The sequence below is a fragment of the Legionella worsleiensis genome, assembly GCF_001467535.1.
Lineage (GTDB): Bacteria > Pseudomonadota > Gammaproteobacteria > Legionellales > Legionellaceae > Legionella > Legionella worsleiensis.
Genome location: NZ_LNZC01000012.1, coordinates 20,776 through 40,723, shown reverse-complemented (window position 1 = coordinate 40,723; position 19,948 = coordinate 20,776). Strand labels below are relative to the sequence as shown.

Here is a 19,948-nt window from a genome sequence, read left to right as displayed (position 1 = left end):
CAGACATATCCATGTCATCCCTATGAGCTTTTAGTATAACCTTTTGGCAGATAGAATCATTGGGTAGATAGAGCAAGGATTTGTAAGAAATTTCTCAAAGAATAGGAAGTATTTTCTTCTGGTCATTTAATTTGAATGATGTTATGCCAAATTCAAACCAGTCTTTTTATCTAGTACAGAAATTCATTCTAACAGGGGAATCCTTACAAGTTTTGGAAGATCGATCTTTTTAACTCACCTTACGCATCTCTCTATTAAGGAGTCTTATTCTTACGAATAAATGAATCTCCGGGGGTAGATGTATTGACCCCCGTGATTTAAAGGAATTTATTTTAGTGTGTTTTTAGATAACGGTTGTTGTTGGGTAATACAATGTATTCCACCCCCGCCTGCGAAAACGTCCAGAGCATTTATTTGGGTTATTTTTCGTTCAGGAAAGAGTTGGGCAAAGATTTTATAGGCTGCCTGGTCATAATCTTTATAACCAAAGGCAGGCATGACTACCCCTTTATTCGCTAAATAAAAATTAATGTAGGATAGCGTGAGCCTTTCTCCTGCCAAATAAGTAGCCGGTGGTTGTTCTACCGTATAGACTTCTAATCGTCGTCCCTTGGCGTCAGTCGCTGCTTCTAGCAGGTCCTTATTTTCTTGTAGGAGTGCGTAATTGGGATCGGATTTGTCTTTAGTAATGAGGCACAGTACTTTTCCTGGCGCAATGAACGTTGCAATTTCATCAATATGTCCATCAGTTTCATCACCTATCAGGCCTTTGTTGAGCCAAATGATGTGTTCGCTCCCTAAATATTCTTTTAAAAAATGTTCAATTTGATGTTGTGATAATTGCGGGTTCCGATTGGGATGAAGCAGACATTCACGACTGGTTAATAGGGTTCCTTCTCCATCTACATGAAAAGAACCGCCTTCCATTACTAAAGGTGCATGAAAATAATGAGCATTAGTTGCAGTAATGATAAACGACGCAATTTTATTATCCAGAGCACAGTCAACGTAATTCCCACCCCAAGCGTTATGAATCCAGTCTACTCCAGCAAGTTGTTGTTCGCTATTTAATAAAAAAGTTGCCCCAGTATCACGGGTCCACGAATCGTTAATGGGGTGAGTTAGCAGTGATACGGATTCATCACATAATGCTTTAGCGGACGTTTCATCTCCAGGATTAACCAGCATGGTGACCGGCTCGTAATGCGCTATAGCCTGAGCTACTTTGGCGTAAGCGATTCGTGCTCGTTCTAATCCTACTTTTTCCCAGGTGGACTCATGGCAAGGCCAGGCCATCCAGCACCTTTGGTGCGGATGCCATTCTGCCGGCATAAAATATCCTGCTTGTTTGGGAGTTTTTGGTGTCATCACTGTGTAGACCGTCCATCAAGATAGGTAAGTTGAGAAAAAATACTTCTTAGCTCATTTAAATAAGACAAGATGTGTTCTTTTGGTAATTCCGCTTGAATCAATTGTTTTTCATAAGACTGAATCAGTTTTTTGGTATCGAAATGGGCTAAATTTAATACATTGGTAACGGTGTCGCCATTGACCAAATCTTCAAGTTCAAATTGACCATTACCAAAGAGTTTTACGTCTAACGAGTTAGTATCACCAAAAAGATTATGCAGATTGCCTAATATTTCCTGGTATGCGCCGACCAGAAAAAAACCGATACAATATGGGTTGTCGGTAGAGTAAGGTGGGAGCATCAATGTAGTTGTAACACAAGATTGACCCGGATAATATTTTATCGTGCCATCTGAATCACAGGTTAAATCCTGGAGGATGCTGTGCATGCTTGGTTTTACATTGAGCTGAGAGATAGGCGCTACTGGAAAAATCTGATCTATTGCCCAGGCATCAGGTATGGATTGAAAAAAAGAGATATTACAAAAGATTTTAGCCGCCATTCGTTCGTTTATCATCGTTAATAAGGAATGTTCGGCAGGATTTGCTTCATCCAGCCTGTCTTTTAATTCCATACAAATGTTAGTATAAAATGCCTCTACCTTTGCTTTTTCCTGCAAACTGATGACCCCATGCTTGAATAATGAATGGGCTTCATGCAAGGAGTGTTCGGCGTAATTGTATATTTCAGTTGGTGAGCTGTCGGTCAGTGATTGATACGTGTCGTAAATATCCAGGATAACATGGGAGTCTTCTTCTGAAATTTCGGGAAGTACGGGGGCTTTTTTAATGACTTCTATATCGGTGATATTGGATATTAACACCGCATGATGTGCTGTCAGAGCACGCCCTGATTCGGAGATAATATTAGGCTCGGGAATATCTGTATCCTGACATAAATGTTTTATGGCCAAAAGGATGTGGGTGGCGTATTCGTTCAGGCTGTAATTCATGGAACACCCTTTATTGGCATGAGTGCCCTCATAATCAACGCTCAAACCGCCTCCTACATCAACCGTACTGATGGGGGCATTAAGCTTGCGTAACTCAACATAATAACGAGCTACTTCCTGCATGCAATGGCGAATATCATGAATATTGGCAATTTGAGATCCTAAATGACAGTGCATTAACTGCAGGCAGTCGAGTAAATCGTGAGATTTTAATTGGGTGATCAATTCAAGCACTTGCTTTGCATTTAAGCCAAATTTCGATTTTGCTCCCCCGGTATTTTCCCATTTTCCCGCACTTTTACTGACTAAACGGATGCGTATCCCCAGGGAGGGTTTCACCTTGAGTCGAGCTGATTCAGTCAGAATAATTTCCAGTTCGGAATTTTTTTCAATAACAAGATGAACCTTATGCCCCATTTGTTGGGCGATGAGAGCTGTTCTGATGTAGCAGCTGTCTTTATAACCATTACACACTATAGTTCCTGGCTTATCGCCCAGCATACCAATCACCGCCATCAGTTCCGGTTTTGATCCTGCTTCCAATCCTATGGCATTAGAAGGTGATTTGAGTAATTCACGAACTACGCTGTGCTCCTGATTGACTTTTATAGGATAAACCAACTGATAAGATCCCGTATATTCAGTGTCCTTTTGTGCCTCGGCAAACGCCTGGTATATTCGGCGCACTCGATCATGCAAGATATCACTACAACGAATTAATAAGGGTAAGTGTAATCCTGCTCGTTCAGCCGCATTGACTATAGCCTGTAATTCAACCCCTTGTTGTTCCGGGTTTTTGCTGATTTCGATGTTGCCCTTGGCATTAATGTTAAAATAACCATCACCCCAATGTTTAATATTATATAAGTTATCATCTGATTGGATGGTGCTGTTCATTATCGTGTTCCTGTTGGGTTGCGGGGCTTGACTAATTCCTGATAAGTCCATGGTTCTCTTTGCATGGCAAAGGGAAATAATCTTCCCCATAATTGACGTTGACTCAAATCAAGCTCTGCAACAAGTACTGCTGGCTCGTTACGAGGTGCCTGAGCTAAAATTTCACCCATAGGGGTACTAATGAAACTGCTGCCATAAAACTGCAAACCATCTTCACACCCAATTCGGTTGACTGCGATGATAAAGTTATTGCTCATGATGCCCTGAGCTACCATTACTTTTTGCCACATGGGCTGACTGTCAAAGCCTGGGGCAGTAGGCTCGCCGCCTATAGCCGTTGGATAAACCAGTATTTCTGTACCTTTTAAGCCGTAGATTCGTGATAATTCGGGAAACCACTGATCATAGCATGTAGGTAAGCCGAACTGGTGTCCTGCTATGGTGTGCACCGGATAATTGGAATCTCCTGGTTTAAAATAATAATCTTCGTGATATTTTTCTCCACTGGGAATGTGTTGTTTGCGGGTAGAGGCTATCAGTTCGCCTTGATTGTTGAATGCAACGGCGGTGTTATAACCCGCTTTTTCAAAAAGTGATGCGGTGATGCACACCTTATGTGCTTTAGCCATTTGACTGACAAATTGCGCTGTTGGACCGGTGTAAAGATCCTCCATAAAGGGTGTTGCGTCCACGTCTGAACGAGTACAAAAATAGGGGCTTAATGTGAGTTCTTGCAAACACACCACTGCAGCACCTTGTTGTGCCGCAGCGTATATTCCAGAAGCCAGACTGTCTTGATGTTCTTTGGCGTGTTCATGCCATCGCTCCTGAACCAGTCCTACCTTTAATGTATTTTTTGCCATTAGCATTCCTGTGTATGGTGATATTTTTTATTAGGTGAATACAATAAAATGATGAATGAATAAAAAATACTAGCACGGTCCGTGATTTTATGGATACTCAATTCGGTAAAAATGATGTAAAGACGTCCTTACTGGGTAAGGACGTAAACAATAGTCTTTTACTTAAATAAACCACACATTCTGTTGAAACAGGTGTCACTTTTAGCGTCTGAGTCACTGTCATAATCTAAAATGGGTTGAGGTGCGGTTGGCTCAGAACCCCTTCTTCTCAAGCCGGATTGAAACATCAGATGGGGATTTTCGGCAACAGATGACGCTGGTTGGCATTCAGATGAATAGGCAGAGGATGTCTGAGGTTCCATACTCTGTTGTTTTGGCTTTATTGCTTCAGCAATTAAACGAAAAGGATTGGTTTGATCGTGTGCTTTGCCGTTAATTTGTTCCAGTTTGTGACAAATTTCAGACAATTTAGAGGCTTCCAGCGAAGACAGTTTTTCCCCAATACTCTGTTCATGACCCTTTAAATAAACTGAGAATAAAGGGGCAAATTCATGACAAAGTCCCAGGCTAAAATCACGGCTGGAGAAAAAAGCCTCTGGCCTTTCGCCAAGAAGTAATTGGATGTTATTTTTTAGCATAAAAGCAGCGTTTACTTTTTCTGCCAACTCTTTATGTCCCGGAACCAGTGTTTGCATATTACGAGCAATAGAACCAATCAGGTCTGGAGGTGTAGTCAAGGCAAGTTGAGTGGCAATGGACGTTTCTTTTTCTCGAGTAATAGCGAAGAGCTTAGGAAATTCATGGCATGAATCCAGATTGTAATCTCTGCTGGTAAAAAATTTATAAGGTTCACTGCCAAGAAGCAGCCTGTCTATATCTCGCTTTAAGACAAAAGCTTGTGCTACTTTTGCTGCAAAAAGCGTATCGGGAAAAGCCCTGTTCACATTGATTGCTACCTGATTGCGATTTTTTTCAGGTGTGGTTTCGGCAAGCCGCATGGCAATATCCCTTTCGATAGTACTAAGTACTTCGGAAGCCAGATCTCTGTAATTATTGAATAAATCCAGGTTAAATTCGCTGCCTATAAGTAAGCTATGGGGATTTTTATTTCGTGGATCTAACAAGGCGTAAATGCGGTTTTTTACCTCATATGCTTCTGATAATAGGGAATATAACGATGGTTCTCCAGAGTTTAGATCTCTTGCTGATTCGACAACACTGCGAAAGCTTTTTAATTTAGCTGGGGGGCAGTCCATAACCAAACGAGTAGCGAACTCTTTTTTTTCTTCAGCTGATAGTTCGTTTAATCTTTTCTGTTGCTCAGCCAAGGTTTTAATTATTTCCAGAGTGTATCCCATGTCAATCTCCTTATAAGTTCAGCTAAAGCTGATGATGGTTGTTTGCGGTAATCAGGCGAGGCCTTATATTAGCGGATTCATATTACCCTGTCATGAAATTAAACTAAAGTTTATTTGCCCATTTCCAAAAAACAGAGCTAAAGTTTTATTAGCACCAGTCGAAAAAGTAAATAGATACCTGTTTTTGCCTTTAAAAACTACAATAACAACAAGGAGTAGGCAATGTCTAAGAATCATCTGTTACAAGATCCCTTCCTAAACGAATTACGTAAAGAAAAGGTTCCTGTTTCTGTATTTTTGGTTAATGGGATTAAACTGCATGGCGTGGTGGATTCCTTTGATCAATACGTCGTCATGTTAAAAAATTCCATTACGCAAATGGTCTACAAACATGCCATCTCTACAGTTGTGCCTTCTCGTATGGTGAAAATACCCGCTATGGATAGCTCTGGCGAGGAAGAGGGAACTGTGGCAGACTAAGCCATTTTAAACGTGATGGAATAAGCTGTGTTTGAACGTCCGCAAGGTGGTGAGCGAGCAATACTGGTACAATTAGCGCTTCCTGGCGTTGATGCTGAAAAAGCCCTGGCTGAATTTAGAGAGCTGGCTCTTTCAGCACATGCTGAGCTCATTGATTGTGTTGTGGGAACTCGTGCTACACCTGATGCGAAATACTATTTGGGTAAGGGAAAAGCTGAGGAAGTATGCGAGTTAGTTAAGGCTTTGGATGCCGATCTGGTTCTGGTCAATCATGAGCTGTCTCCCTCACAGGAACGTAATCTTGAACGCTTATTTGAGTGCCGTGTTGTCGATCGAAGCGGATTAATTCTCGATATTTTCGCTCAAAGAGCTCGAACTTTTGAGGGCAAACTTCAAGTTGAGCTTGCTCAGTTGCAGCATTTATCTACTCGTCTTGTTCGTGGTTGGACTCATTTGGAGCGGCAAAAGGGTGGAATTGGATTACGTGGCCCAGGTGAAACTCAATTAGAAACAGACCGACGTTTGTTACGTGAACGCATTAGGTACATCAATAATAGGCTTGAAAAGGTTCGTTGCAGTCGGGATCAAAACCGTCAAGCCAGAAAAAAGGCCGATATGGCAACGGTTTCTTTGGTAGGATATACCAATGCTGGTAAATCAACGCTGTTTAATGCGTTGACCGGAGAAAGCATTTATGCCGCAAATCAGTTATTTGCAACTCTTGATCCCACCATGCGTAAATTGGAACTGCCTGGTTCTATGCCAGTAATTCTGGCGGATACGGTAGGCTTTATTCGTGATTTGCCTCATCATCTTGTGGAAGCTTTTCGTGCGACTTTAGAGGAAACACAACAAGCCAATTTATTAATCCACGTTATTGATATTTCTGATCCGCATTGGCGAGATACCGTTTTTGCGGTGCAAAAGGTATTGGATGAATTGGGAGTTAGTGATATTCCGCTAATTCAAGTCTTTAATAAAATTGACGTACAGGAAGGATGGGCTCCTAAAATGGACCTCAATGAGGGGGCTTGTAAAGTCTGGCTTTCTGCAGCTACTGGGCAAGGTTTGGATTTATTAAAAGAAGCTATAGCCGCACAATTGTATGGTTGTGTGCTTATCGAAGACGTCATAATTAAAAGCACACAAGCTAAATTGCGTGCGCAATTGTATCAGTTAGGTTCTGTCATTTCAGAGTCGATTAACGCAGAGGGCGATTGGGAATTGAAAATCAGAATTACTGCAAATCAAAAACAACGCCTTTTTTCTTGAGAGAAAAATATTAATGTTCCGCAATCACTTTGTTTAAGGTCTCAGCGGATTGGCCACCGTATAATGTTTTTACCAATTGCCCTTTGGGATTGAAGATAAAGGTTACAGGAACACCCGTTATGTCACCCAGGCGCAGGTCTGCTGCCGGATCGCTGATTAAGCTGGGATAACTAATATTAAAACGTCTTATTAAATTTCTTTGCTCTAAAGCCGGCAATCCATCAAAATTGACCGCATATAAGGCGACAGGATCTTGCTTATGTTGCTGATAAAAACGATTAAATTCGGGTATTTCATCCAGGCAGCTTTGACACCAGCCAGCCCAATAGTTAATTAATACCCATTTTCCTTTTAGCTCGCTAAAGGACGTGCTCTGGCCTTGAATGTCCTTAAAAAAGACTTCTGTATACCCAGGGGCAGCCAAGGCCATGAGTAAGACTATAGAGAATAGGGATTTGCTAAAGCCGTTCATATTCACCTCACAAGTAGTGATGCCTATTCTAGCACATCAAGCGGACTTCGTTTAACAGAACCTGTTAGCGGTTAACAATGAAATAATGCGTTGCATGGGTTATTTAACAGGGGTACCCGGCAACGCATTACATCCTTTTGCTTTGCAACACAATATCAGGTGCGTGTTGCTTTTTTCTTAAGCCATTGTTCTATTAACGAATTCATCAGAGTGCGGGCGTGAGTTAATGATTCTGAATCTGAGGCAGAAGGACTATGTAAATCCTCACAATGTGCTGCCCCCTCGATCAGGTAATAAGTTAATTTTAAGTTCTCGGCGTTGCCGTTTAATTCCGAAAGCGACAGCACAGACCAGGGATCATTGTCGCCATTTGTAAAATAGATATTGGATACCAAATCGTTTTGCAAAGGAAAATAGAATGACTTATTGAGTTCGCTGGTATTTGCCGGTTTGCTTAAACCAAACAGTCGTTGGCAAATGCTTCGGTGATAATCCAGATTGATCAAGGAAGAGCGAGTGGATAGTGATTCATCCGAATGAGCATTTTGCCAATAACCGTATTCAGTACAGGATTGATAGTACCATTGCCTCATTCCTATTCCATTTTTATAATCCGCAGGATTTTCACTTACAGCGCCTTGAGCGGTCATTTCTACAGCAGAAACGCCCATGGTTTTATACAATTTTTTGGCAAAATCAGAATAGCCTATTAGGGGTGTTTTGCTGGTTGATAATGCCTTACATAATTCATTGCGCATGCCGTACTGAATTGCGGCAGCACCTGTGTCGGCTATAAGATAGAGGAAATCAACAGGGTCTTCTACTTCGGTAGCCACAAACAAGTCTTTTATTTCCTGGAGTTTATTGGCATCACCCAATGCTTCTTCTGCCTTGTGGACAACAGAGCGCATCAGTTGGGCGCACTCAGGGCCTGCTACTTGTGTTACGTGGGCATCGTATTCATAAAAATCTTCTTTAGCCATCACTGGAGCCGATGAGGCAAGCGATCCCGCCACCAGATAAGGAAACTTCAAGCGATAATATGCCGATAATGATCCGGGATAAGAGCCGCCAAATGCTATCCAGGTACCATTCCAGTTGCGCATTTTGCTTATTTGACGCTGGAAATAAGCCAAATCATCCAAAGCGATTTCTGTGGATAAAAAGCGCAAATCTTGCGTTGAATAGCTGTTCAGTGGCAGACTTTCGCCATAATAACGATGTTCCAAAGCAACAAGCTTGGCATGATGTTTTTTGGCATACGTCCTGATTGCACCGTTTAAGGAGCGTTTTGTGCATTCAGATTCACCGCAAATATAAAAAAAGACAGGATCATTTGCTTTAGGACCAAAGGTTTCATCAAGATAAAAGCGTTGCGTAAAGGTTCCTGATTCCGGATGATTGTGATCCATTCGTTGTGTGAATTTTAATGTTTTTATGGACTGGTCTATTAATTGTGGCTGTTTGTCTTCTAAATGTTTGTGCAGGAATAAGGCTACGGGTCCGGCAAAAGCTGTGGAAAGACAGGACAGTAATCCCACTAATGTTATCAGGCCTTGTTTAAAGTAGTTCATTGGTTAATGCATCCCTGGTTTAATTGCGTGTATTCCTCTATGGCTTTTTTGTCAGTCATTTTTTGCTGAACTGACGTCTTATAGTAGTGCTAATTCGAGCGTAAAGAAATAGCGGGTTTTTATTTTCCAGTTACTGTTGCGATTGCATGATATTCGCTGCCCTTGCAGACGTCACATGTACTTACATCATGCACTAAGAATTTTTTTTAATCTAAATGTTGTTTGCCGAACACGTAAATTAGTATATAATCCTCCGCACTGAATCACCCTGAAATTCGACAGGATTAAAATTTGAGTCGGTATTTTGGGCGTCATCCATCAGGAATAATTTTTAATTTTGTGTTGAGAACAGAATGGCTTTTTCTTTTATTACCATAGGCATATTAATCTTGACTTTGTTCTGTGTCGCAGTGATGGTAATCAAACTACGCAAAGAGCCGGCAATCCCTTTATCCATAACCCAATACATCAAGCTTACTGTGAGCGGAATCATTGCTTTTATTGCCGATACTCTGGGAGTGGGCAGTTTTGCAGTCAATGTTGCTTTGGCTAAGGTATTAGGTACTTTTCGGGATGATGAACTGCCTGCGGTTAATAATGGCGCTCAGGTCATTCCAGGAGCTATAGAATCTCTTTTTTTTATGCATTTGGTTGATGTTGATTTAACCACTTTACTAACCTTGGTTGCGGGAACATGTATCGGTGGTTTATTAGGTGGTTTTGTGGTCAGCCAACTGAGTAAACAGGCCATTCGCATGGCGATGATGTGCTCCTTTTCTTTGATTATAGCGCTGCTAATTTCCCATCAATTTCGTTTGTTGCCGGTTGGCGGTGACTTGATTGCTTTGCATTCGTGGAAACTTTTTATTGGATTTTTAGCTATGGTCGTTTGCGGTGCTTTAACTTCCGTAGGCATAGGTTTGTTTGTCATGGTTCAGGGTGTTTTATTTGTCATGAATATTTCTCCTGTTGTTGCTTTTCCAATAATGACGACTGCTGGTGCCATGCAGCAACCGCTTACTACTTTGGTTTTTTTGCAACAAAATAAAATTCCCCTCAAGAAAACATTGATTTTAAGTCTTTCAGGTTGTGTTGGGGTGATGATAACTATTCCTGTTTTTACGCAATTAACCATTTCCTGGTTACATACCTTGTTATTATTTATATTGATTTATAATCTGATCGCTATTGGCCATACTTTTTTTCGTTCTCGTTCCTGTCCTAAGTCAGCAACAGCAACAGGTGCTCTAGTCGCAGCTGAGTAAGGGTGTATGTTTTTTTGCTGGTACTTATTCTCTGTCGCTCCACTATTGGCTGCATGCCAGTATCAAGATTTAGGCATATACAGTATAATCAGCACAATTTTTTAGATAATAGTGCATACTATGGATGAACAAGTCAGTAAATCACAGAAAAAAAGAGAAGCCGATTTTTTACAAAAAACCGGCGTTAAATTCATCGAGCTAAGCGTGGCAAAGCTTGATACCTTGCCTCTTACCGATAATTTGCGCAAGGCAATTATGGACGCAAAATTGATTAAGAGTCATGGTGCTAAAAGGCGTCAGGCACAGTTAATCGGAAAGTTGATGCGTGCTGCTGATTATGAGGCAATACTTGAAGCATACGAACAAATTCTCGAAGAAGACAGCGCCATTACCGCTAATTTTCATGAAATTGAGCAGTGGCGCAATAAGTTAATTCATGAAGGTAAAGACGCTTTAACCGAGTTCGTCAATCAGTATCATCCACAAGACGTGCAACACCTTAGACAATTGATTAAAAAAGCAGCTGATGATCATGCGCAAGAAAAAAATACCGGGGCAGCAAAAGCTCTTTTTCGGTTTTTAAGGACTTCAATATCATGAATTATTCCTTGTTTGTCAGTTGCCCCAGAGGGCTTGAATATCTGCTGGAAGAAGAGCTTAAGGCTTTAGGGTTGCGCATCACCCGGGTAAGTCCACAAGGGGTTTACGGTGAAGCAACTTTGCCTGTTATCTATCAGATGTGTTTGTGGTCGCGTATAGCCAACAGAATTCAGTTGGTTTTGTTCAGCGGTCATGTGGCCAATGAACAAGGTTTACTGCAACTGTGCTCTGGCTTTCATTGGCAGACGGTTTTTACTCATGATAAAACTATAGCCATAGAGTTTCATGGTGCATCCGCACAAATTCGTAATACCATGTATGGTGCTCAGGTGGTTAAAGATGGAATAGTTGACCATTTTCGCCGTTTAAACGGCTCAAGACCTAATGTTGATAAAGAAAAACCGCAAATTCGCATTCATGCTCATTTAAAAAATGAGGTATTAACCGTAAGTTTTGATTTAACCGGATACAGTTTGCATCAACGAGGTTATCGTACTAAGGCAGGGGCGGCTCCACTTAAGGAAAACGTAGCCGCTGCACTGTTGATTCGAGCAAAATGGCCTGAGTTAGCGGCGAAAGGTTATGGCTTGCACGATCCTTTTTGTGGTTCGGGAACATTGGTCATAGAAGCGGCGATGATGGCGGCGCATATTGCACCGGGCTTGTTGCGGCAGGATCACTCCTTACAATACTGGGTTTCGCATCAAGAGTCTCTTTGGGAAAAAATACGGATGCACGCTTTAGAGCAGGTCAAACCGTTAACGGTTAAACTCACTGGTTCAGATAGTGACAGCAAACTCATTGCCTTGGCACAAGCTAATGCAGAGCGAGCAGGTGTCTTGCCTTTGGTCGCATTTAACGTTCAATCCATGAGCGATTCAAGGCCTAAGAACAAGGCCGGTTTGGTTGTGTGTAACCCTCCCTATGGAGAACGTTTGGGTGACACGACTTCGCTTGTTCCTCTTTACCAACAATTGGGTACTACACTGCACCAACATTATCAAGGATGGAAGGCGGCAGTGCTTACTCTTAATCCGGTGCTTGCCAAGGCTATAGGTCTGCGAGCGGGTAAGCAATATACCTTGTTCAACGGTCCTTTGGAATGTAAGTTGTATTGTTTTGATATTACTGCGGATAATGAGCTTAAAGGTACGCAATCAAGTACATTATCGCCTAATGCGCAAATGTTACTGAATAGACTGGAAAAAAACCGCAATCACCTCCAAAAATGGGCGAAAAAAAATGGAATTTCCTGTTACCGGATTTATGATGCTGATTTGCCAGAGTATGCGTATGCCATTGATATTTATAATGATTATGCCGTATTGCAAGAATATGCTGCACCATCGTCTATACCTGTGCAAAAAGCTGAAAAAAGAAGTTTGGATGTGATGCAAGTTGTTCCTCGAGCTTTAGGGTTGGATCCGGGGAAGTTAGTAGTAAAACAACGCAGGCAACAAAAAGGCAGTGAGCAGTATCAAAAAATGGACAAAACACAGCATACCATGACGGTGACTGAAGGTAGAGCCAAACTTATTGTCAATCTTTATGATTATCTTGATACCGGATTATTTTTAGATCATAGACCGTTGCGATTGCGTTTTTCTGAATTAAAACCTGGAACCCGATTTCTTAATTGCTTTTGTTATACCGCCAGTGCCAGTGTCCATGCGGCATTAGCCGGAGCAGTTACCACAAATGTAGATTTATCCAATACTTATTTAAAATGGGCGCAAGATAATTTTAAATTAAATCAGCTTGATCTAAAAAAACACCAGTTTATTGCGTTTGATTGTCGGGAGTGGTTAAAAACAACACGAGAACGATTTGATGTTATTTTTTTGGATCCTCCCAGTTTTTCAAATTCGAAACGAATGGCCGATACATTAGATATTCAACGCGATCATGTTGCGCTAATCAACTCGGCTATGCGTTTATTGAATCCCGATGGCGTCTTGTATTTTTCTACGAATTTCCGTCAGTTTAAGCTCGATCCTGTGCTGCAAGAAAAATACGCCATACAGGATATCAGTAGCCAGACTATAGATCTCGATTTTAAAAGAAATCATAAAATTCATCACTGTTTTAAACTGGTTATGCCGCAATTTGCCGGTTGAACAGTACAATCGATTGAAATTGACGGAAGCACAGAGTGCTTCCGTACTTACTTTGAGTCTTAGCGGGTTTTTCTGAGGTATCGAGCCATTTTTAATGGCGAGATCATGTCGTCTGCCAGAATGGCAAAAGCCGAAACGCCTGGTGCACGGGTTTGATATTCGCACAACCAGCTTCCTTCGCCATCATCTTCAGGAGTTGATGTACCTGACATGCTCGCAAGAATTTCATTGCTGTGTCTCAGAGAAACGTCCTCTGAATTGGCATCAATAGGCCCCATGACGAATACCCAGGTTGATGGGGTATCGTAATGACTTAAATTGAACGTTAAATATAAGCCTTCAATAATCTCGGCCGCATTGGTCATCCCTTCTGCTTGCAACGCTGCCATGCCAGGGCATTTTTCCGGCTTATCTTGGGCGGCGAACACAGAGCCGGCAAGAACTAAAGCGCTAACAAAAGTCGCCAGCTTTGATTTGAACATCATGTTACAATCTCCTTGTTACATTGGTTAAAAATTCACTCAGAGACTAGCAAGATGGCCTGGGTGTTGCAATACTTTTACCGATGAAATTCCTGTTCAGATCAGTGCGGAATGAATTAAAAAGTATATTTACCTATAACAAATAATACATTGCCATTATTATTAAATCCGGGAATATATGTAGTGGCTACCGCAAATTTTTTATAAAAAACGGATGCCCAGGGGAGAATGCCAGGGAAAGGCAAATAATTGTTAATATCCGAACGCGCTGTAAGTAAGATGGAATAGCCTATACCTGCTTTTAGATCCTTGTTTAGGGTGGCAATTTTTAAATAGGCATATCCTGCAGCAGGCTCCCAGTCACTATGAGAGTCAAGAAACGCAATAGCAAATAATCCATGCCAGTTACCCTTCTCGTCAAAGAACCCTTTTCCAAGCCCGCCGCCTAGCGCCGCTTCGTTGTAAGAGGCGATTTTTTGTCGACTGTAGGTGTAGCGATTATGCCAGGCATAACCGGAAAAATAGAGTTCGGTATTCCCTTCTGTCCAAACTTGATGAAGACGGTGACATACCGGTTTTAAAAAGGAGATCCAGCGGGTGCAGCTGTTATCCGGGGTCTGGGGTGTGGCATTCAAGGTTAAAGAGAATGCCATCAAGATGCTGGAACTTATTCTTTTCATTCAACTTTTAACCTTTTTGGGGTTTCTCCCAGCCTTAAATTAGTGTTAGAGTAAACTAGAGAACGTGTTTTGTTAAAAGGACATTAACCGGACATGATATTTCGTGCGCACGAATCAGTGCGTTGGAATAAAAATGTCATCAATCTGAGAGCATACTATCATGGACTTGTTTCGCAAAAAAGATATTGGTGATTCGTTAGACAACGAAACCCACTTAGCCAAATGCCTTACCGCATTTGATCTGACGTTCTTGGGCGTGGGTGCTATTATCGGTGCCGGTATTTTCATTTTAACAGGTATTGTTGCTGCTACTCAGGCAGGTCCTGCCGTTGTTTTGTCTTATGTGGTTGCAGGATTTGCCTGTGCCTTTGCGGCATTGTCTTATGCAGAGCTTGCTGCTTCTATTGGCGGGTGTGGAAGTGCTTATGGCTATGCTTATGCCGGATTTGGCGAATTACTTGCCTGGATCGTTGGCTGGGATTTATTGTTAGAATATTCCATTTCAGTCTCTGCTGTTTCGGTGGGGTGGAGCGGTTATGCCAACGATTTTCTCTCTGCCTTAAAAATACACATACCGAATCATTTACTGCATGGACCGGAAGATGGCGGGGTTTTTAACGTATTGTCTTTTTCTGTAATTGCCGCTTTGACTGCCTTATTGATTATGGGTGTAAAGTCCAGTACTCGTTTTAATAATCTTATGGTATTAACCAAATTAGCCGTGATCCTTATTTTTATAGCGATTGCATCAACTGAGGTTAAAGCAGAAAATTGGTCGCCTTTTATGCCCTTTGGCTGGGCAGGTGTAATGAAAGGTGCTTCGTTGATATTTTTTGCTTACGTTGGTTTTGATGCCGTTTCGACTGCAGCAGAAGAAGCGATAAATCCTCAGCGTGATTTACCCAAAGGCATTATTGGCTCCTTGCTAATTTGTACGGTTTTGTACATTATCGTTTCAGGTCTATTAACGGCGATTGCGCATTATTCAACGCTTGATGTATCGTCACCCATCAGCCATTCATTATTGGTTTTGGGGCATAAGACAGCGGCAGGTTTGGTTGGTGTTGGTGCTATAGCTGGATTAACTACCGTAATGCTTGTTTTGTTTTATGGATTAACCCGGGTGTTTTTAGCGATGTCACGAGATGGCTTATTACCCAGAGTATTTGCTAAAACAAACGTTAAAACCAAAACGCCAGTTCGTATCATCGGATTGTGCGGTATTCTGATGGCGTTATTCTCCGCCGTTACACCGATTACTACTTTAGCTGAATTAGTAAATATTGGTACTTTATTTGCGTTTATTATTGTTTGCGGGGGTGTTTTATATTTGCGAAAAACGCAGCCTGATATGCACAGACCTTATAAAACCCCTGGTATGCCTGTGGTGCCTATTTTAGGCATACTCAGCTGTTTGTATTTGATCATCAATTTACCTACGATTACTCTCATCCGGTTTGCTGTGTGGATGGTGGTGGGTTTGGTTGTTTATTTTGCGTTCAGCCGCAAAAACAGTTCCTTGCAAATCAACGAGTCTGGTGCGGCTGAGTAATGCACTAGACGCAGGTCAACATTATTGCGGCAGCAACCACAGCTGCCGCAGGTATGGTGAGCAGCCAGGAAAAAAATATTCGTCTTAACATATGCCAATGAGTTTCATAAAGGCCACTAATTAACCCCACCCCTCCTATAGAGCCAGTAACAATATGAGTTGTGGATACTGGAACACCGCATTCTGTAGCTGCAAAAATAGTAAGAGCGGCGCCAGTTTCAGCTGCACAGCCTTTTAGCGTAGTTAATTTGGTTATTTTAGTTCCCATAGTATGAACAATACGCCAACCGCCTGCCAGGGTTCCCAAAGCAATGACGAGATGACAGGAGATGACCACCCAAAATGGCACGTAAAACTCTCCGCTAATCCATGATGAAGTAAACAGGAGAATCGCAATGATTCCCATTGTTTTTTGGGCATCATTGCCCCCGTGAGTCAGACTCAGTAAGGCAGAAGAGCATAATTGCAACCCTTTAAACCATTTGTTGAGACGTTGTTCGTTTTGATGTTTGAACAGATTAGTTAACAGATAAGTTAGAAAATACCCAATGAGTAATCCCAGAATGGGCGAAATAAAAATACCTATAGCTACCTTGGTAAATCCAGCTATTTTCAGTGAGGAAATACCGCCTTTGGCTAAAGCGGCTCCTGCTAAACCACCAATTAGAGCATGTGAAGAACTTGATGGCAATCCGTAATACCAGGTAACCAGATTCCAGAATATTGCCCCGATTAATGCGGCAAGAATAAAAGGCGCATTCACCAGGTTGGGTTCAATCAGGCCGTTTCCTATTGTTTTGGCGACGGTAAGGTTAAAAACAAGGAAGGCGATAAAATTGAAGAAAGCAGCCCATAATACTGCTTGTCTGGGTGTAAGTACCCCCGTAGTAACTATAGTTGCTATAGAGTTTGCTGCATCATGAAATCCATTGATGAATTCAAAAACAAAGGCCATGCCAATCACGAAGAGAATGAATAAGGTATTGAAATCCATAGTTAACTTGTCCTTGTTTATATGTAGTAGCTGCTCTTGGTCATAAGCTTTGAAACAATGCTCATTAATTGTTTGACTGGGTAGGGAAGTTCCGTTGCCCCTGCTTCTTTAGCAACCGCTGCATGATGCTCTTCGTCGTGTTGCATTTGTTCCAGTATCAATCTGGATTTTTCATCCTGTCTGGGCAGACGTTGGATGTGTTGTTGTAAATGTGCTGATACTTGCTTTTCCGTTTCGACAACAAACCCCAGGCTGATTTTATCTCCTGCTATTCCGGCAAGCGCACCAAGCAACATTGAGCCACAATACCACAATGGATTTAAGACACTGGGTTTAGAGCCCAATTCGGACAAGCGCTCCTCGCACCAGGCCAGATGATCTGTTTCTTCAATTGCTGCCTGAGCCATTTGTTCTTTAACATGAGACAATTGGGCTGTAAGGGCTTGCCCTTGATACAAGGCCTGGGCACACACTTCCCCTGAGTGATTGACTCGCATCAAGCCGGTAATGTGTTTTATATCTTGAGACGAAATGTCTGCTTCTTTGATCCATGCTGCTGGTGAAGGTCTGGATGACACTCTCTTGGGTGGTGGAAGCAGGGTGCGAAGCGCTGTGTCTACTTCAGTGATAAAATGATCAAGAAAATGAGATGTTCTCATAGGCTTTTTAGGTAGGGTTTAATGTCTTATGTTAACTTGATTCATGCCGACTTTGAAGTCATTACTGGATTTAATTTTATTTCATGATGTGATTTGATCACCTGCCTGAGCCCAAATTAATCGCATATTTTTTCTTAATTGGTGCAGAAAAGCACCGCATCAGCGCCTTATTTTGTCCGAAACAAAACAATGCAACATGTACTATAATTTGGGTTATATGCAATACGGGAGTGCGCCCATGTTTTGGAATCATAAGAAAGGAACCCCAGAAAATTTAGAGAAAATTCATCACTACTATATGAGTATTATGAATTGCATTCCTGATAGCGTTTATTGGATAGATGTAGATTGCAATTTGTTAGGATGCAACAAACGATTTGTGCAATTGCTGGGTTTGAGTGAACTGCGTGATTTTAAAGGTACGCCCTATGCGCAAATGAAAAAAATGGCGCATTGGAAGGATGAGTGTGTTGAAACGTTTAAGCTTAATGACATGAACGCCATATTCACGGGAGAATCACGTTATAACGTCGAAGAAAAACCCGTTGTTAACCAAAGTCAAAAGCAATTTTATTTTAAATCCAATCGTGTTCCCATTTTTGATGAACATAAAAAAGTGATTGGATTGGTCGTAGTACTCACCGACATCAGTGCATTCAAAATTCAGGAACAAAAGCACGAAAGTCAGGCAAAAAAAGCAACAAAAGCCAACAAGGTAATTCCCAAAAATACCTTACCAAATGTATTAATGATAGAAGACAATTTAATCGCACAAAATGTAGAAAAGGCTCTGTTAACAGCGTTGAATTGTCAGGTAGACATCGCTGATACTGGCGATAAAGCATTAAAACTTTTTAACCCCGGTAAATATGATTTGGTCTTGATGGATATTGGCTTGGAAGACACCTCAGGATATGTTGTTGCCAAGCAGTTACGCAACATGGAAAAAAACACCGACTTCCATGTTCCTATTATTGCTTTGACGGGATACCAGGCAGAAGTCATAAAATACGATTGTAAACAGTATTTTATGGAAGGAGCCATTACAAAGCCTTTAACCAAAGAGCAGGCTGAGCAAATAATTAATCACTATGTGTACCATATGGATGTGCCTGTTCGGGGATTAAAAACGACCTGATAAAAACGGGACAGACCTGCTTGATGCCTTGATCCCGATTTAATCGCATCCACTAATCATGCTATACTTGCCGCCTTTTTTATGCTCACTCATTCGTAGTGTCTGTGTTCAAACCGTTTTGAACCGGCTACCCTGTTCCAAGGAATTTGTCTATGTATTCTCTCGACTGGCCACGCATTCATGGCACCCCCAAATCAACGGTCAGCTTTAAATTGACTCCCGATGATTTTCAGGTTAATGAATATTTTGCCGGTGAATTTAGTGGAGAAGGCGAGCATATTCTGATTCATATAGAAAAAAAGGGGCTTACTACGGAAGAGGTGGTTAAGTCTTTGGGACGATTGATTAATAAACCAACAAAACTAATCAGTTATGCGGGTTTAAAAGACAGGCAGGCTTTAGCAACACAGTGGTTGAGTATTCATGCTCCTGGAGAACATATTCCCGGCATAGAAACACTTGCAGCGCCAGGATGGCGTGTTATGGAGTGCACACGTCATCATAAAAAATTGAGACCAGGATTTTTAACGGGAAATCATTTTGTCCTGACATTAAGGGATATTACTGACCAACAGGATTTAATCGACAGAGTAGAGCTGATAAAAAAAACGGGTGTTCCTAATTACTTTGGGGAGCAACGCTTTGGTCGTGAGGGTGGAAATTTACTCAGAGCAGAGGAGTTGCTTGTGCAGGGACGAAAAGTCAAAGACCGATTTTTAAAGGGGATATATTGCTCTGCTGCCCGTTCATGGCTTTATAACCTGATTTTGTCTCAGCGAGTACTCGATTTGAGCTGGAATGTACCCCAACCTGGGGATGTGATGCAGCTCAGCGGTTCAAACAGCATTTTTGTTATTGATGAAGTGGATGAGAATCTATTACATCGTGTTACAGAACGAGACGTTTCTCCTGCCAGTCCCTTGCCTGGCAAAGGAAAAAATCTGGTCAAAGGACAGGCGTTAGAGCGGATTAATGAGGTGTATGCACAGTGGGGTTCCTGGTTGGCTGGATTGCAGCAGCATGGTCTGGAAGAAGCCTGGCGTTCTAATATCCTTCATGTGGAGCAATGTCAATTTGCTATTACAGATTCTGTTGCAAAATTATCGTTTAACTTACCTGCAGGTGCATATGCCACCTGTGTTCTACGGGAGCTGGCATTGTATTAGCGGTGGCTATGGCGTT

18 protein-coding genes are annotated in these 19,948 nt (G+C 41.7%); 8 read left to right on the top strand and 10 right to left on the bottom strand.

Features of this window, described 5'->3' with window-relative positions; genetic code table 11:
- Positions 1-327: 327 nt before the first annotated feature.
- From Lwor_RS06020 to Lwor_RS06005, 4 genes are all read right to left on the bottom strand, one after another.
- Complete coding sequence (locus tag Lwor_RS06020) at positions 328-1,368, bottom strand: agmatine deiminase family protein (protein WP_058493005.1); 1,041 nt, start codon at positions 1,366-1,368, stop codon at positions 328-330.
- Positions 1,368-3,260, bottom strand: coding sequence for a biosynthetic arginine decarboxylase (gene speA, locus Lwor_RS06015; RefSeq protein WP_058493004.1), 1,893 nt, complete (start codon positions 3,258-3,260; stop codon positions 1,368-1,370). The genes Lwor_RS06020 and speA overlap by 1 nt, the downstream gene beginning before the upstream one ends.
- The gene (locus tag Lwor_RS06010) at positions 3,260-4,123 is read right to left on the bottom strand and encodes a nitrilase-related carbon-nitrogen hydrolase (protein ID WP_058493003.1); all 864 of its coding nucleotides are present in this window, start codon (positions 4,121-4,123) and stop codon (positions 3,260-3,262) included. The genes speA and Lwor_RS06010 overlap by 1 nt, the downstream gene beginning before the upstream one ends.
- 158 nt (positions 4,124-4,281) lie before the next feature.
- A complete protein-coding gene (locus Lwor_RS06005; RefSeq protein WP_058493002.1) occupies positions 4,282-5,481 on the bottom strand; it encodes a hypothetical protein in 1,200 nt (399 codons plus the stop codon).
- A 222-nt stretch (positions 5,482-5,703) separates the two neighbouring features.
- Between Lwor_RS06005 and hfq the strand changes: the two genes are divergently transcribed.
- Together hfq and hflX are read left to right on the top strand one after the other, a co-directional pair.
- Positions 5,704-5,961: an RNA chaperone Hfq gene (gene hfq, locus Lwor_RS06000; RefSeq protein WP_058493001.1), complete on the top strand. Its 258-nt coding sequence runs from the start codon at positions 5,704-5,706 to the stop codon at positions 5,959-5,961.
- Positions 5,962-5,988: 27 nt separating this feature from the next.
- A complete protein-coding gene (gene hflX, locus Lwor_RS05995) occupies positions 5,989-7,233 on the top strand; it encodes a ribosome rescue GTPase HflX (protein WP_058493000.1) in 1,245 nt (414 codons plus the stop codon).
- Positions 7,234-7,243: 10 nt separating this feature from the next.
- On the opposite strand, the gene Lwor_RS05990 is transcribed toward hflX, so the two are convergent.
- Entirely contained in the window at positions 7,244-7,705 is a 462-nt protein-coding gene (locus Lwor_RS05990; protein ID WP_058492999.1) for a TlpA disulfide reductase family protein, read from the bottom strand.
- Positions 7,706-7,860: 155 nt separating this feature from the next.
- On the bottom strand, positions 7,861-9,279 hold the full coding sequence (locus Lwor_RS05985; protein WP_058492998.1) for a S28 family serine protease: 1,419 nt from the start codon (positions 9,277-9,279) through the stop codon (positions 7,861-7,863).
- Positions 9,280-9,632: 353 nt separating this feature from the next.
- On the opposite strand from Lwor_RS05985, the gene Lwor_RS05980 reads away from it, so the two are divergent.
- The 3 genes from Lwor_RS05980 (at position 9,633) to rlmKL (ending at position 13,261) form a co-directional block, all read left to right on the top strand.
- Positions 9,633-10,544 (top strand): hypothetical protein, encoded by a 912-nt coding sequence (locus Lwor_RS05980; protein WP_058492997.1) that lies wholly within the window; start codon positions 9,633-9,635, stop codon positions 10,542-10,544.
- Between the two features lie 120 nt (positions 10,545-10,664).
- A complete protein-coding gene (gene yjgA / locus Lwor_RS05975; protein WP_058492996.1) occupies positions 10,665-11,144 on the top strand; it encodes a ribosome biogenesis factor YjgA in 480 nt (159 codons plus the stop codon).
- Positions 11,141-13,261 carry a bifunctional 23S rRNA (guanine(2069)-N(7))-methyltransferase RlmK/23S rRNA (guanine(2445)-N(2))-methyltransferase RlmL gene (rlmKL, locus tag Lwor_RS05970; RefSeq protein ID WP_058492995.1) on the top strand — a complete coding sequence of 707 codons (2,121 nt, stop codon included), beginning with the start codon at positions 11,141-11,143 and terminating at the stop codon, positions 13,259-13,261. Before yjgA ends, rlmKL begins: the two co-directional genes overlap by 4 nt.
- A gap of 59 nt (positions 13,262-13,320) precedes the next feature.
- On the opposite strand, the gene Lwor_RS05965 is transcribed toward rlmKL, so the two are convergent.
- Both Lwor_RS05965 and pagP read right to left on the bottom strand, forming a co-directional pair.
- Entirely contained in the window at positions 13,321-13,746 is a 426-nt protein-coding gene (locus tag Lwor_RS05965; RefSeq protein WP_058492994.1) for a DUF4949 domain-containing protein, read from the bottom strand.
- Positions 13,747-13,859: 113 nt separating this feature from the next.
- Positions 13,860-14,423 carry a lipid IV(A) palmitoyltransferase PagP gene (gene pagP / locus Lwor_RS05960; protein WP_058492993.1) on the bottom strand — a complete coding sequence of 188 codons (564 nt, stop codon included), beginning with the start codon at positions 14,421-14,423 and terminating at the stop codon, positions 13,860-13,862.
- Positions 14,424-14,583: 160 nt separating this feature from the next.
- On the opposite strand from pagP, the gene Lwor_RS05955 reads away from it, so the two are divergent.
- Positions 14,584-15,975 (top strand): amino acid permease, encoded by a 1,392-nt coding sequence (locus tag Lwor_RS05955; RefSeq protein ID WP_058492992.1) that lies wholly within the window; start codon positions 14,584-14,586, stop codon positions 15,973-15,975.
- A gap of 4 nt (positions 15,976-15,979) precedes the next feature.
- Here the strand turns inward: Lwor_RS05955 and Lwor_RS05950 are convergent, their stop codons facing one another.
- Both Lwor_RS05950 and coq7 read right to left on the bottom strand, forming a co-directional pair.
- The gene (locus Lwor_RS05950) at positions 15,980-16,969 is read right to left on the bottom strand and encodes an inorganic phosphate transporter (protein WP_058492991.1); all 990 of its coding nucleotides are present in this window, start codon (positions 16,967-16,969) and stop codon (positions 15,980-15,982) included.
- Positions 16,970-16,986: 17 nt separating this feature from the next.
- Entirely contained in the window at positions 16,987-17,628 is a 642-nt protein-coding gene (coq7, locus tag Lwor_RS05945) for a 2-polyprenyl-3-methyl-6-methoxy-1,4-benzoquinone monooxygenase (protein WP_058492990.1), read from the bottom strand.
- Positions 17,629-17,866: 238 nt separating this feature from the next.
- Here coq7 and Lwor_RS05940 point away from each other — a divergent pair, with 238 nt between their 5' ends.
- Together Lwor_RS05940 and truD are read left to right on the top strand one after the other, a co-directional pair.
- The gene (locus Lwor_RS05940) at positions 17,867-18,766 is read left to right on the top strand and encodes a response regulator (RefSeq protein WP_058492989.1); all 900 of its coding nucleotides are present in this window, start codon (positions 17,867-17,869) and stop codon (positions 18,764-18,766) included.
- A 152-nt stretch (positions 18,767-18,918) separates the two neighbouring features.
- Positions 18,919-19,932, top strand: coding sequence for a tRNA pseudouridine(13) synthase TruD (truD, locus tag Lwor_RS05935; RefSeq protein ID WP_058492988.1), 1,014 nt, complete (start codon positions 18,919-18,921; stop codon positions 19,930-19,932).
- The last annotated feature ends 16 nt before the right edge of the window (positions 19,933-19,948 follow it).

Excerpts from the sequence above, each read along its gene's own strand:
- Lwor_RS06020 (WP_058493005.1), bottom strand. The coding sequence starts at position 1,368 with ATGACACCAAAAACTCCCAAACAAGCAGGATATTTTATGCCGGCAGAA.
- speA (WP_058493004.1), bottom strand. The coding sequence starts at position 3,260 with ATGAACAGCACCATCCAATCAGATGATAACTTATATAATATTAAACAT.
- Lwor_RS06010 (WP_058493003.1), bottom strand. The coding sequence starts at position 4,123 with ATGGCAAAAAATACATTAAAGGTAGGACTGGTTCAGGAGCGATGGCAT.
- Lwor_RS06005 (WP_058493002.1), bottom strand. The coding sequence starts at position 5,481 with ATGGGATACACTCTGGAAATAATTAAAACCTTGGCTGAGCAACAGAAA.
- hfq (WP_058493001.1), top strand. The coding sequence starts at position 5,704 with ATGTCTAAGAATCATCTGTTACAAGATCCCTTCCTAAACGAATTACGT.
- Lwor_RS05990 (WP_058492999.1), bottom strand. The coding sequence starts at position 7,705 with ATGAACGGCTTTAGCAAATCCCTATTCTCTATAGTCTTACTCATGGCC.
- Lwor_RS05985 (WP_058492998.1), bottom strand. The coding sequence starts at position 9,279 with ATGAACTACTTTAAACAAGGCCTGATAACATTAGTGGGATTACTGTCC.
- Lwor_RS05980 (WP_058492997.1), top strand. The coding sequence starts at position 9,633 with ATGGCTTTTTCTTTTATTACCATAGGCATATTAATCTTGACTTTGTTC.
- yjgA (WP_058492996.1), top strand. The coding sequence starts at position 10,665 with ATGGATGAACAAGTCAGTAAATCACAGAAAAAAAGAGAAGCCGATTTT.
- rlmKL (WP_058492995.1), top strand. The coding sequence starts at position 11,141 with ATGAATTATTCCTTGTTTGTCAGTTGCCCCAGAGGGCTTGAATATCTG.
- Lwor_RS05965 (WP_058492994.1), bottom strand. The coding sequence starts at position 13,746 with ATGATGTTCAAATCAAAGCTGGCGACTTTTGTTAGCGCTTTAGTTCTT.
- pagP (WP_058492993.1), bottom strand. The coding sequence starts at position 14,423 with ATGAAAAGAATAAGTTCCAGCATCTTGATGGCATTCTCTTTAACCTTG.
- Lwor_RS05955 (WP_058492992.1), top strand. The coding sequence starts at position 14,584 with ATGGACTTGTTTCGCAAAAAAGATATTGGTGATTCGTTAGACAACGAA.
- Lwor_RS05950 (WP_058492991.1), bottom strand. The coding sequence starts at position 16,969 with ATGGATTTCAATACCTTATTCATTCTCTTCGTGATTGGCATGGCCTTT.
- coq7 (WP_058492990.1), bottom strand. The coding sequence starts at position 17,628 with ATGAGAACATCTCATTTTCTTGATCATTTTATCACTGAAGTAGACACA.
- Lwor_RS05940 (WP_058492989.1), top strand. The coding sequence starts at position 17,867 with ATGTTTTGGAATCATAAGAAAGGAACCCCAGAAAATTTAGAGAAAATT.
- truD (WP_058492988.1), top strand. The coding sequence starts at position 18,919 with ATGTATTCTCTCGACTGGCCACGCATTCATGGCACCCCCAAATCAACG.